Annotated in this window: 11 protein-coding genes; 5 read left to right on the top strand and 6 right to left on the bottom strand. The window is 72.1% G+C overall.

Translation table 11 applies throughout. The annotated features are described in order from the left end of the window. Positions 1-8: 8 nt before the first annotated feature. Positions 9-149, top strand: a complete 141-nt coding sequence (locus AB6A66_RS06255; RefSeq protein WP_371038201.1) for a hypothetical protein — start codon at positions 9-11, stop codon at positions 147-149. An 18-nt stretch (positions 150-167) separates the two neighbouring features. Here AB6A66_RS06255 and AB6A66_RS06250 read toward each other — a convergent pair whose 3' ends face one another. From AB6A66_RS06250 to AB6A66_RS06235, 4 genes are read right to left on the bottom strand one after another with little or no spacing between them, the layout of a single operon-like run. Beyond that, complete coding sequence (locus AB6A66_RS06250; protein ID WP_371055213.1) at positions 168-1,622, bottom strand: aldehyde dehydrogenase family protein; 1,455 nt, start codon at positions 1,620-1,622, stop codon at positions 168-170. Next, entirely contained in the window at positions 1,609-3,228 is a 1,620-nt protein-coding gene (locus tag AB6A66_RS06245) for an ABC transporter ATP-binding protein (RefSeq protein ID WP_371055212.1), read from the bottom strand. Before AB6A66_RS06245 ends, AB6A66_RS06250 begins: the two co-directional genes overlap by 14 nt. Then, a complete protein-coding gene (locus AB6A66_RS06240) occupies positions 3,225-4,049 on the bottom strand; it encodes an ABC transporter permease (RefSeq protein WP_371055211.1) in 825 nt (274 codons plus the stop codon). The genes AB6A66_RS06245 and AB6A66_RS06240 overlap by 4 nt, the downstream gene beginning before the upstream one ends. After that, on the bottom strand, positions 4,046-4,993 hold the full coding sequence (locus AB6A66_RS06235; RefSeq protein WP_371055210.1) for an ABC transporter permease: 948 nt from the start codon (positions 4,991-4,993) through the stop codon (positions 4,046-4,048). The genes AB6A66_RS06240 and AB6A66_RS06235 overlap by 4 nt, the downstream gene beginning before the upstream one ends. 117 nt (positions 4,994-5,110) lie before the next feature. Between AB6A66_RS06235 and AB6A66_RS06230 the strand changes: the two genes are divergently transcribed. Then, complete coding sequence (locus AB6A66_RS06230) at positions 5,111-5,815, top strand: DUF2306 domain-containing protein (protein WP_371055209.1); 705 nt, start codon at positions 5,111-5,113, stop codon at positions 5,813-5,815. On the opposite strand, the gene AB6A66_RS06225 is transcribed toward AB6A66_RS06230, so the two are convergent. Beyond that, the gene (locus tag AB6A66_RS06225; RefSeq protein WP_371055208.1) at positions 5,799-7,274 is read right to left on the bottom strand and encodes an ABC transporter substrate-binding protein; all 1,476 of its coding nucleotides are present in this window, start codon (positions 7,272-7,274) and stop codon (positions 5,799-5,801) included. The genes AB6A66_RS06230 and AB6A66_RS06225 overlap by 17 nt on opposite strands. A 102-nt stretch (positions 7,275-7,376) precedes the next feature. Further along, on the bottom strand, positions 7,377-8,354 hold the full coding sequence (locus AB6A66_RS06220; protein WP_371055207.1) for a DUF2125 domain-containing protein: 978 nt from the start codon (positions 8,352-8,354) through the stop codon (positions 7,377-7,379). A 67-nt stretch (positions 8,355-8,421) separates the two neighbouring features. Between AB6A66_RS06220 and AB6A66_RS06215 the strand changes: the two genes are divergently transcribed. The 3 genes from AB6A66_RS06215 to AB6A66_RS06205 all read left to right on the top strand — a co-directional run bounded on the left by AB6A66_RS06215 (position 8,422) and on the right by AB6A66_RS06205 (position 12,648). Beyond that, positions 8,422-8,961: a gamma-glutamylcyclotransferase gene (locus AB6A66_RS06215; protein WP_371038209.1), complete on the top strand. Its 540-nt coding sequence runs from the start codon at positions 8,422-8,424 to the stop codon at positions 8,959-8,961. A 69-nt stretch (positions 8,962-9,030) separates the two neighbouring features. Continuing rightward, positions 9,031-10,257 (top strand): biopolymer transporter ExbB, encoded by a 1,227-nt coding sequence (locus tag AB6A66_RS06210; RefSeq protein ID WP_371055206.1) that lies wholly within the window; start codon positions 9,031-9,033, stop codon positions 10,255-10,257. A 3-nt stretch (positions 10,258-10,260) separates the two neighbouring features. After that, positions 10,261-12,648, top strand: a complete 2,388-nt coding sequence (locus AB6A66_RS06205) for a peptidoglycan -binding protein (protein WP_371055205.1) — start codon at positions 10,261-10,263, stop codon at positions 12,646-12,648. Position 12,649: the final 1 nt, after the last annotated feature.

Here is a 12,649-nt window from a genome sequence, read left to right as displayed (position 1 = left end):
GGGGAGCGATGCCTCCCGTCTCAAAGTCACTCGGATCGGGGGCCTGTCCGAGCGAGCGGGCGGGGCTTTTCGGCGTGCCGAGCTTTACCGTGGGCGACGCGCTTTTCCGGGGCGACGACCGGCTGGAGGACGCGCTGTCCTGGGCGTGAGGGACGCGTCTCGGCGGTCTAGCCGTGCCGGGCGGCCACCGTCTTGAGCGCGGTGAAGCCGAAGAGCGCCTCGAACCCCTTCTCGCGGCCGTGGCCCGAGAGCCCCGTGCCGCCGAAGGGCAGTTCCACCCCGCCGCCCGCGCCGTAGTCGTTCAGGAAGACCTGGCCCGCGCGCAGCCGCCGCGCGAGGCGCATCTGCCGGCCGCCGTCCGCGGTCCAGACCCCGGCGACGAGGCCGTAGCCCGTGCCGTTGGCGATGGCGGCGGCCTCCTCCTCGCCGTCGAAGGGGATGAGGCACTGGACGGGGCCGAAGATCTCCTCCTGCGCGAGGGGGTGGTCGGGCGGCACGTCGCCGAAGAGGACGGGCGCCATGTAATGCCCGCCCGCGGGCGCGTTCGGGGCGATGCGCCCCTCGCCCGCGCGGGGCAGATCCGCGCCCTCGGCAAGGTAGCCCTCCACGACCGCCTTCTGCCGGGCCGAGATGAGCGGGCCTAGGGCGCGGTCCTCGAGCGCGGGGCCGGCCTCGAGCGCGGCGTAGCGTTCGGCCATCCGCGCGGCGATCTCGGCATAGCGGGGGCGCTCCACGAGGATCCGGGAGGCCGCAGAGCAGGTCTGCCCCGCGTTCTGGATCCCCGCGCCGACGAGGAAGGGCAGCGCGGCTTCCACATCCGCGTCGGCGAAGACGATCTGGGGAGATTTCCCGCCAAGCTCCAGCGTCACCGGCACGACGTTTTCCGCCGCGGCCGCCTGCACCTTCCGCCCGGTTGCCACCGAGCCGGTGAAGCTAAGGTGATCGATGCCCGGATGGCCCGCGAGCGCGGCGCCGGCGGCCTCTCCGGTGCCGGGCACCACGTTCAGTGCGCCCGCGGGCAGGCCCGCGCGCTCGGCCAGATGGGCGAAGAAGAGCGCGGTGATACAGGCTTCCTCGGCGGGTTTCAGAACGCAGGCGTTGCCGGCGGCGAGCGCCGCGCCCACGGAGCGCCCGATGATCTGCATCGGGTAGTTCCAGGGCACGATATGGCCGGTGACGCCATGCGGCTCGCGGAGCGTGTAGACGGTGTAGCCCTCTCGGAAGGGGATCGTCGCCCCCATGAGCTTGTCGGCCGCGCCGCCGTAGAACTCCATGTAGCGCGCGAGCGCGGCGGCGTCGGCGCGCGCCTGGGAGAGCGGCTTGCCCACGTCGAGCGCTTCCAGCCGGGCGAGCGTCTCTACATGCTCCTCGACGAGCCGCCCGAGGCGCGAGAGCGCGCGCCCCCGCGCCGCCGCATCCGCCGCGCCCCAGTCGCCGGCAAGCGCAGTGCGCGCGGCGGCGACGGCGGCGTCCACCTCGGCCGGGCCGCCGCCGGCGATCTCGGCAAGCGCGCCGCCGTCGGAGGGGTTTTCCAGCAGCAGCCGCGCGCCGCTCTCGGGCGCGATCCAGGCGCCCCCCACGAGGCAGCGGGCGGGATCGAAGGGCAGCTCAGGAAGCGGCATCGGGCGTCTCCGTGGCGGATGGCGGCGCGGGCAGGCGCGGCGCGGCGGCGATCAGCTCCTGCGTATAGGGGTGGCGGGGCTGGGAGAAGACCTTCTCGGTCTCGCCCTCCTCGACGATCTCGCCCGCGCGCATGACGAGGACCCGCTCGGTGATGCGGCGCACAACAGTCAGGTCGTGGCTGATGAAGAGATAGGAGAGGCTCAACTCGCCCGAGAGCCGCGCGATGAGGTCCAGGATCTGGGCGCGCACCGAGACGTCGAGCGCCGAGACCGCCTCGTCGAAGACGATGAGCTCGGGGCGGATGATGAGGGCGCGCGCTATGGCGATGCGCTGGCGCTGGCCGCCCGAGAACTCGTGGATGAACTTGGTCGCGTCCCGGGCCGAGAGGCCCACCGCCTCGAGCGCCTCGGCCACCGCGCGGTTCCGCGCCGCGCCGCGGGGCGGGGCGTCGAGCAGGTGGAAGGGTTCGGTGACCAGCCGCGCCACGCGATGACGGGGGTTGAAGCTGCCATAGGGGTCCTGGAAGACCACCTGCATCTTCCGGCGGACCTCCGGGTTGGGGCGGTGGCCGGTGAAGACCGGGGCGCCCTCCATGCGGATATCGCCTTCCTGCACCTCCTCGAGGCCGAGGATCGCGCGGGTGAGGGTGGACTTGCCGCAGCCCGACTCGCCCACGAGGCCCACGCGCTCTCCCCGGCCGATGGACAGGCTCACGCGGTTCACCGCGCGGTGGTGCCGGCGCGGCGCGAACAGGCCCTCGCGCGGGAGCGGGTAGTCGCGGCTGACCCCCCGCACCTCCAGAAGCGTCCCGCCCGTGACGTGGCGCGGCGGGAGGGTCACCCTGTGGCCCGAGGCCTCGAAGAGCGCGCGGGTGTAGGGGTGGCGCATGGCGGCGAAGAGCCGGCGCGTCTCACCCGTCTCCACCACCTCGCCGTCGCGCATCACGGCGATGCGGTCGGCCATGTCGCTCACCACGGCGAGGTCGTGGGTGATCATCATGAGCCCCATGCCGAAATCCCGGGCGAGTTCCTTCAGAAGCGCGAGGATCTGCGCCTGGGTGGTGACGTCGAGCGCGGTGGTGGGCTCGTCCGCGATCAGCAACCGCGGCCGGAGCGCGATGGCGAGCGCGATGCCGACGCGCTGGCGCTGCCCGCCCGAAAGCTCGTGCGGGTAGCGCGAGAGCGGGAAGCGCTCGGCCGGCAGGCCCACCCGGTCGAGCATGGTGCGGGCGCGCGCCATGGCCTCGGCCCGGGGTGCGCGCTCGTGAACGAGGATCGTTTCGGCCACCTGGTCCCCGATGCTCTGCACCGGGTTGAGCGCCGTCATCGGTTCCTGGAACACCATGCCCACGTCGCGGCCGCGCACGGCGCACATCTCGCGCTCGGAAAGGCCGAGAAGGTCGCGCCCCTCCAGGCGGATCGCCCCCGCGACGCTGGCGTTGCCCGGCAAGAGACCCATCACCGAGAGCGCGGTGAGCGACTTGCCCGATCCGCTTTCGCCGGTGACGGCGAGGATCTCGCCCGCCGCGATGGAGAGCGAGACTTCGCGCAGGATCGGCGCACCGCCCACGGACAGATTCAGCCCTTCGATCTGCAGCAGCGTCATGCGCGCGCCACCCGGAGCCGCGGGTCGAGCCGGTCGCGCAGCCCGTCGCCCATGAGGTTGAGGCCGAGCACGGTGAACACGATTGCGAGGCCGGGGATCAGCGCGACATGGGGCGCGAGGCTCACCATCGTCTGCGCGTCGGCGAGCATCCGCCCCCAGGAGGGCGTGGGCGGCTGCGCGCCGAGCCCGACATAGGAGAGCCCCGCCTCGGCGAGGATGCCCAGCGAGAACTGGATCGTGCCCTGCACGATGAGAAGGTTCGTGACGTTGGGCAGGATGTGCTCGGCGCTGATCCGGGCGGTCGACTTGCCGGCCACGCGGGCGGCCATGACGAACTCGCGCTGCCAGAGCGAGAGCGCCGCGCCGCGGGTGAGCCGCGCGAAGACGGGGATGTTGAAGATGCCGATGGCGACGATGGCGTTGACCGCCGAGGGGCCGAAGACCGCGGTGATGAGGATCGCGATCACGAGGCTCGGGAAGGCGAAGACGAGGTCGTTGGCGCGCATGATGATCTCGTCGAGCCAGCCGCCCCGGCGCGCCGCCGCGGCGAGGCCGAGCGGCACGCCGATCCCAATGCCGATCCCCACGGCGAGAAGCGCCACGGCGAGCGAGGTGCGCGCGCCCACCATGATCATCGAGAGCATGTCGCGGCCGAAATGATCGGTGCCGAGCCAGTTCGCGGCCGAGGGCGGCCGGAGCCGCCCGGCGATGTTCATCCGCGTCACGTCCTCGGGCGTCCAGACGAAGGAGAGAAGCGCCGCGGCCACGAAGAGCAGCGTGAGCGCTCCGCCCAGGAAAAGCTTGCGGTCCGCCCCGGTCATGCCCGCCTCCGGAGGCGCGGGTCCACCGCGGCATAGGCGAGGTCCACGAGGAAGTTCACCAGGATCACGGCGAAGACGAGCAGCATCACCACCGATTCCACCACGATGAGGTCGCGCGCGGAGATCGCCTGGAAGATGAGCCGCCCGAGCCCGGGCAGGTAGAAGACCTGCTCGATGATGATCCCGCCGGCGAGCAGGAAGGCGAATTGCAGCCCCAGGATCGTGAGAACGGGGATGAGCGCGTTGCGCAGCCCGTGCCGCCAGAGCGCCTGGCCGCGGCTGAGCCCCTTTGCGCGGGCGGTGCGGATGAAGTCCTCGCCCAGGATGTCGAGCAGGGAGGAGCGCATCACCCGGGCGAGGATCGCCGCCTGCGGCAACGCCAGGCTGATCGCGGGCAGCGTCAGCGCCTTCATCCCGGCCCAGACGCCGGCCTCCCATCCCGGGAAGCCGCCCGCGCCGACCCAGCCCAGCGTGATCGCGAAGAGGAGGACCAGCATCATCGCGAACCAGAAGTTCGGCACCGCCACGCCGAGTTGGGTGAGCCCCATCACGGCCAGATCGCCCGGCCGGCCGCGCCGCGCGGCGGCGTAGATGCCGGCGGGGAAGGCGATGAGGGTCGAGAGTGCGAGCGCGTAGAGCGCGAGCGGCAGCGACACCCAGAGCCGGTCGGCGATCATCTCGCCCACGGGCGCTCGGTAGGTGTAGGAGGTGCCGAAATCCCCGGTGAGCATGCCGCCCACCCAGTCGAGGTATCTCTGCCATTTCGGCTGGTCGAGGCCGAGCTCGGCGCGCAGCGCGGCCACCGTCTCGGGGGCTGCGTTGATCCCCAGCATGAAGCTCGCGGGATCCCCGGGCGCCACCTCCACCACGGCGAAGATGACGAGGCTCGCCACGACGAGCGAGACGACGAGGGAGGCGAGCCTGCGGAGCGTGTAGCGCAGCATGGCCGGACGTTAGGGTCGCCGGCGGGGCCGGTCCAGAGCCGATGCGCGCCGCGCGGGCTGGAAGCGCGCGCGCCGCGCGATATTCTCTGGCAGGCTTGGCGAGGGCGGAGGCCGGCGATGAAAGCGCGCCGCAGATGGATCGAACCCGTGCAGCTCGGGCTTCTGGGGCTGCTCGCCCTTTCCGTGCTGCCCTTCGTGCTGCACTCGGTCGATCTCGCCGGGCGGGGGATGGCGGGCGCGCTCGCGGAGCCCTCGCATCTCTTTCCGCCCGCGGGCGGCGCCGCGTCGGCGGCGATCGCGCTTCACATGGTGACGGGCGCCGCGATCACGGTGCTGGCGCCGCTCCAGCTTGTCGGACCGATCCGCCGGCGCTGGCCCGCGCTGCACCGCTGGTCGGGGCGCGTGCTGGCTGTGGCGGCCGGCGCGGCGGCGCTCGCGGGGCTATTCTACATCGCCGCGCGGGGCACGGTGGGCGGGCCGATGATGGACCTGGCCTTCGCCACCTATGGCGGGCTCATGCTCCTCGCCGCGGTGCAGACCGCGCGCCACGCCCGCGCCCGGCGATTCGAGCTGCACCGGGACTGGGCGCTCCGCCTCTTCGTCCTGGCGATCGGGTCGTGGATCTACCGGGTGCATTACGGGCTCTGGTACATGGCGACCGGCGGGATCGCCTCCAACGAGCAGTTCACCGGGCTTTTCGACCGGGTGCAGCTCTGGGCCTTCTTCCTGCCCTACCTCGTGCTCGTGGAGTTCTACCTGCGCGCCCGCCGCCGCCGGGAAGACGTGGCGGCGGGCGGCGGCGCCGTCACTCGGCCCAGCTGACGCCGGTGAGGTCGATCGCCTGGGTGGGTGCGTTCGCCCAGAACCCCTCGATGCCCGCCTTCACGACCGAGGTCGAGGCGAGCTGGAAGAGGTAGCCGTTCACGAAATCCTCGGCGATGATCCGTTGCGCGTCCTTCAGAAGCGCGGCCCGCAGCGCGGGCTCGGTCGTCGCGTTGAGCTCTTCCATGAGCGCCTGGAAGTCGGGGTTGTCGTACTGGAAATAGTAGTCGGGCCGGGCGTAGATGCCGATGTCCAGGGGCTCGGTGTGGCTCACGATGGTGAGGCCGTAATCCTTGCCGCGGAACACCTCCTCGAGCCACTGGGCCCATTCCAGATTGGTGATCTCGGTCTCGATGCCCACCTCGCGCAGCTGCGCCGCCACGATCTCGCCGCCGCGGCGCGCGTAGGAGGGCGGCGGCAGCTTGAGCGTGGTGGTGAAGCCGTCCGGGTAGCCCGCCTCGGCCAGAAGCGCGCGCGCGCGCTCGGGGTCATGGGCCGAGTTGTCGGTGAGATCCAGGTAGGCCGGATGGTGCGGCGCGAAATGCGTGCCGATCGGCGTGCCGTAGCCGAACATCGCCCCGTCGATGATCTCCTGCCGGTCGATGGCGTGGGCGAGCGCCTGGCGCACGCGCAGGTCGTCGAAGGGCGGCTGGCCGTTGTTGGTGGACAGGATCGTCTCCCCCTCGGTGGAGCCGATCAGCACCTCGAAGCGCGGGTCCGCCTCGAACTGCGGCAGGTTCTCGGGCGCTGGGAAGGCCTGGAAGGCGTCGATGTCGCCGGCCATCATCGCCGCGAAGGCCGCGGTCGGGTCGGAGATGAACTTGAAGGTCGCGCGCTCGAGCGCGGGCGCCTCGCCCCAGTAGCCGTCGTGGCGGGCGATCTCCACCCGGTCGCCCTGCACCCAGTCCACGAAGCGGAAGGGGCCGGTGCCCACCGGGTTCGTTTTTATGTCGGCCACGCTTTCGGGGGCCACGATCACCGCGTCGCCCCAAGCGAGGTTGAACAGCAGGCTGCCCTCGGGACGCGAGAGCGTCAGCCGCACGGTGAGCGCGTCGAGAACCTCGACGGTCTCGATCGCCTCGTAGAGGGCCTTCTGCGCGTTGGTGGACTCGTCCGCGAGAAGGCGCTCCAGCGTGAACTTCACGTCCTCGGCGTCCATCGCCGTGCCGTCGTGGAAGCTTACCCCCTCGCGCAGCGTGAAGGTGTAGGTGAGCCCGTCATCCGAGATCTCCCAGCTCTCCGCGAGGCCCGGCACCACCGAGCCATCCTCCCGGAACCGGGTGAGGCCCTCGAAGATGTTGGCGTAGGTCACGTTGTCGATCGCGCCGGCCGCCGCCGAGGTCGGATCGAGATGCGGCGGCTCGAGCTGCATCGCCACGGTGATGTCGGCGCGCTGGGCGAAGGCGGGCGCCGCGGCGAGCGCGAGCGCGGCAGCGAGCGCTGGGCGTGTGCGGATCATGGAAGCTCTCCCTGGCTGAGCGGCCCCGGGCTCTGCCGGGTGTTCGGTGAAAACCTTGCGCCGGCCGCCGCGTGCTTGTCCAGCCCGCGGACCGGCGCGGCGTCAGCGCAACACGAGGCGCGGCGCGGGGCCAAGCGGGATCGGACCCAGCGCGACGCGCCCGTTCTCGAAGTTGAGCGGCACGTCGAGCGTCTCGCGGTTGCCCGAGATCTGCGCCAGCAGCCCGAGCCCGTCCTCGATCCGCCTCGAAAGACCGTCGGGCAGCGCGCCGCTCTGCCGGCCCATGGCCAGGATCTCGCGCCAGTTGCGCGCCTTCACCTCAAGCCGGCCCGAGGGCACGCCGTCGGCGTCCACGGCAAGACGACCGGCGGCAAGAAGCTCGAGCTCCCCCCAGCGCGCCTTGGCGCGGGTGATGTCGATGCGCCGCGGCTGCGGGCGCGCCTCCTCGATCGCCGCCATGCTCCACGGACGGTCGAAGGTCAGATCGGCCGTCATCGAGACGGCCTCCAGCGTGTCCGGCAGGCCCCGGATCGGACGCGGCGGGGCGATGCCGGCTGCGCGGATGTCCACGGCGTAGGCTTCGGCCAGAGCCTCGCTGCGTTCCGCCGAGGCGTCGAGCCGCGCCACCGCCCAGGCGCCCGTGCCAAGGGGGTCCATGCGGAGCGTCTCGGCCGAGAGCGCGAGGCGGTCCAGCACCTCTTCCGGCGCGGGGCCGAGCGCCAGCTCGGCGCGCATCCCGTCGCTTTCCATCGCCACGCCCCCCTCGGGGGTGGCGAAGCGCTGCGTCTCGGGCCAGACCGCGGTGAGGCGGCGGCCGGTTTCGAGCGGGCGCTCGATCGTGAAAAGGGGCGCCTGCCAGGAAAGCCCCGTCTCGGGATCGGCGAGCACGATGTCGCGGTAGGTGATCTTGTAGCCCGACGGGAACCCGCTGACCTCGACCTCGGCGTCGGCCTGCCAGCCGTCCTCCCGGCGCTCGGCCAGCCAGCTTACTTGGGACCGTTCCAGCGATGCGGCGGCCACGAACCACCAGCCCGGAGCGGCCAGCGCGACGATCAGCACCACGATCAGAATCCGTTTCACGTCGCGCCCCCTCTGGCGGAGTCTTCGGCCCCGTGTTTAACCCTGCGTCGATGGAAGGGCCAGACGCATGACGATGTGGGTTTTCGGTTACGGGTCGCTGCTGTGGAATCCCGGCTTCGCGGTGGCGGAGCGCCGGCTCGCCACGTTGCAGGGCTGGCACCGGAGCTTCTGCATGCGTTCGATCCATCACCGCGGCACGCCCGAGACGCCGGGGCTGGTGCTGGCGCTCGACGCGATGGCGGGTGCGGCGTGCAACGGCGTGGCGCTCGCGCCCGAGCCCGGCACCGAGGTGGCGACGCTCGACTACCTGCGGGGGCGCGAACTGGTGTCGTCCGCCTACCTGGAGACGCGGCTGTCCCTCGATCTCGACGACGGGCGCCGCGTCGAGGCGGTGACCTACGTGATCGATCCCGGGCATGAACAATATGTGCATCTCGAGATGGAAGAGCAGGCGCACATCATCGCCGCGGCCCATGGCGGGCGCGGGCCCAATGACGAGTATCTGCACAACACCGCCTCCCATCTGGCCGATCTCGGCATCCGCGATGCCGATCTGGAATGGCTGTCGGAGCGGGTGCGCGCGATCAAGGGCGCCGATGGGGCTTAGTGCCTTGGCTTGCCTCGCTTTAGCCCGTAGGGTGCGCGCCGACAGCCAAGCTTCAGGAGCCTGTCCCTGATGCACCAGCCCGACCTAGAGGCGGCGCCGCACTTCTCCCAACCCGTCCGCCAGATCGTCCTGATGCTGGTCGCGCTCGGGCTGACGGCGTTCGGCGCCTTCGTGGCGCTGCCGCGCGTGCTGCCGGTGTTCCAGGCCAATCCGTGGCTCAACGGCTTCATCTTCATCGTGTTCGTGATCGGCGTCTTCGCCTGTTTCTGGCAGGTCTTCCAGCTCATCGCCTCCGTGCGCTGGATCGAGGCCTTCGCCGAGGGGCGGCCGGGCGCGGCGGACACCCGCGCGCCGCAGCTTCTGGCGCCGCTCGGCACGCTGCTGCGGTCGCGGGCGAAGCGGATGCAGATCTCCGCCACCTCCACGCGCTCGATCCTCGACTCCGTCGCCACGCGGATCGAGGAGGCGCGCGAGATCACCCGCTACATCGTCAACACGCTCATCTTTCTCGGCCTGCTCGGCACCTTCTACGGCCTCGCGACCACCGTCCCGGCGGTGGTGGACACGATCCGGGGCCTCGCGCCGCAGGAGGGCGAGGAAGGCGTGCAGGTCTTCAACCGCCTGATGACCGGCCTCGAGGCGCAGCTGGGCGGCATGGGGATCGCCTTCGCGTCCTCGCTCCTGGGCCTGACCGGCTCGCTCGTCGTCGGCCTGCTCGAACTCTTTGCAAGCCACGGGCAGAACCGCTTCTACCGGGAGTTGGAGGAATGGCTTTCCTCGATCACGCGGCTGGGCTTTGCCAGCGAAAGCGAGGACCAGGGCGAGACCGCCGCGGTCGTCGCCGTGATCGACCAGATGGCCGATCAGATGGAACAGCTTCGTCAGGTGTTCGCCCAGTCCGACGAAAGCCGCGCGCTGGTGGACGAGAAGCTGGCCCAGCTCGCCGACTCGGTCGAGCGCATGACCGAGCGGATCGAGGCGATGACGCCGTCCACCTCGGCGCTGGTGCGGGTGGCCGAGGGCCACGAGCGGCTTGCCGAGGTGCTGGAGAACCAGGACCGGGCCGAGACGGGCATCGACGCGGAAAGCCGGATGCGCCTGCGCTCGATCGACGTGCAGCTTCTGCGACTGCTGGAGGAGATGTCGGCCGGCCGCCAGGAAAGCATGGCCGAGCTTCGCACCGACCTCGCGGCGCTGACCCGCGCCGTCGGCCAGATCGCCGCGGGCAACCGCGCCGCGGCGCTGCGCCCGCGCAGCGCGGACGCCCCGCGCGAGGCCAAGGGCGGGGAGGGCTGAGCCATGGCGCTCTCGCGGCGCCCCGGCAACAGGTTCCAGGCCTCGATCTGGCCCGGCTTCGTCGATGCGATGACCGGCCTGCTGCTCGTGCTCATCTTCGTGCTCACGATCTTCATGGTGGTGCAGTTCGTGCTGACCGAGGAAATCTCGGGGCAGGAGAGCGAGCTCGACACGCTGTCGGCGGAGGTCACGCAGCTTGCCCGGGCGCTCGGGCTCGCGCAGCGCCGCAATGCCGAGCTCGAGGACGATCTGGGCGAGATCTCGGCCACGCTGGCGGCGAGCGAGCGGGAATCGGAACGCCAGGCCGCGCTCATCGACAGCCTCAGGGCCGAGCGCGACGCGCAGGTCGAGGCGCTGGGCGATGCGCGCGCGGAAATCGCGAGCTTCGAGGAGCAGGTGGCGAGCCTCCTGGCCGAGCGCGAGGCGGATCGCGCGGCGATCGCCGGGCTCGAGGAGGAGCGCGCGGCGCTGAGTTCCGAGCGCGACGCGCTGGAAACCGCGCTGGCCACCGCCCGCGACGAGATCGACGCCGCCGCCGAGGCCGCCCGCCTCGCCGCAGCCCGCCGCGAGGCGCTGGAGGCGCTGGTGGCCGATCTGCGCGCCGAGACGGCCGAGGGCGCGGAGATGCAGGCCGCGCTGGAAAGCCGGGTGAGCGACCTGCAGGAGGCCCTCAGCAAGGAGGAGGCCGCGCGGCTCGCGGAGGCCGCGGCGGCCGAACGGCTCCGAGAGCGGCTGGAGAACTCGGAGGCCGAACTCACCGCCATGACCCTGCGGCTCGAGGAGGAGCGCCGCCGCGCGGAGGAGACGCTCGCGCTTCTGGCCGCCGCCGAGGCCGCGCAGGAGGATCTCGACACGAAGCTCGCCGCCGCGCTCCTTGCCCAGGAGGGGCTCGAGGCCGATCTCGCCGCCGCGCGGGAGGAGGCCGAGGCGGCGGAAACCCGGGCCCGCGCGCGGGCGGGCGAGGTCGCGGACCTCGAAGAGCGTCTCGCGCTGGCGCTCGCCCGGCTGGAGAGCCGCGAGAGCGCGCTGGCCGAGGCCCGCTCCGACGCCGCGGCCGCGCAATCGGAGCTCAGCGAGGCGGAGGCGGCGCTGGCCGCCGCGCTGCTGCGCTCCGAGGCCGGGGAGGAGGCCGAGGCGGCCGCCGAAACGCTCCGCGCCGAGGCGGCGGATCTCGAGGCCCGGCTGGCCAGCGCGCTCGAACGGATCGCCGCCCGGGAGGGCGAGGCCGCGACGCTCCGCACGGAGCTCGAAACCGCGCGCGCCCGGATCGAGACGCTGGAGGCCGCGCGGCGGGACGCCGGCGGGGCGGAGGCCCGCGCCGAGGTGCTCGAGACACGTGTGGGCGAACTCGAGCAGGCGCTTGCCGAGGCCGAAGACGCCCGCGACGCCCAGGCGGCCCGCGCCGAGGACCGCCGGAGCGACCTCGAGCGCCGGCTCGCCGAGGCGCTCGCCGCCTCGCTCGCGGCGGAAACGGCGCGCGAGGATCTGGGCCAGCGGCTCGCCGCGGCCATCGCCGCGCGCGAGGACGCGGAGGCGCGGCGCGCCGATCTCGCGGAGGAGTTGCGCGCCGCCGCCGCCGCGCGGCTCGCCGCCGAGGAAGAGGCCGATCGGCTGGCCGAGGAGCGTGACCGCCGCGATGCGCTTCTGGCCACCGCGAACCGCGAACTCGCGCGCCAGCAGAGCGCGGCGACCGAGGCGCAGGAACGGACGGCGCTGCTCAACAGCCAGGTCCGCGAACTCAACCGCCAGATCGAGCGGCTTCAGGCGCTTCTTGCAGAGTCCCGCGCCGCGGACGCCGCGCAGGAGGTGCAGATCGAGAACCTGGGCGCCGAACTCAACGCCGCGCTGGCCCGTGCCGCCGCCGAAGAGCGCCGCCGCCGCCAGCTGGAGGAGGAGCGCGCCGCCCGCCTCGAGGCGGAGAAGGAAGACCTCGAGCTCTACCGCTCGGAGTTCTTCGGCCGCCTGCGGGAGCTTCTGGGCGCGCAGGAGGGCGTGCGCATCGAGGGCGACCGGTTCGTCTTCGCCTCCGAGGTGCTTTTCGCGCCGGGCGCGGCGGAACTGTCGGAGGAGGGGCGCGCCGAGGTCGCCCAGGTGGCGGATATCCTGAAGAACGTGATGGACGACATCCCGCCGGGGATCGACTGGATCCTGCGCGTGGACGGGCACACCGACACGGTGCCCGTGCGCGCGGACGCGGAGTTCGAGGACAACTGGGAACTCAGCCAGGCGCGGGCGCTTTCGGTCGTGCGCGACCTGATCGAGACCCACGGCATGCCGCCCGAGCGGCTTTCGGCCAACGGTTTCGGGGAATACCAGCCGATCAACCCGGCCGACACGCCGGAGGCGCGGGCGCAGAACCGCCGGATCGAGCTGAAACTGACCGAGAGCTGAG

Source organism: Rhodosalinus sp. K401 (genome assembly GCF_041365735.1).
Lineage (GTDB): Bacteria > Pseudomonadota > Alphaproteobacteria > Rhodobacterales > Rhodobacteraceae > Rhodosalinus.
Note: the sequence above shows the minus strand (reverse complement) of the source record. Positions and strands in the feature narration are given on the sequence as shown.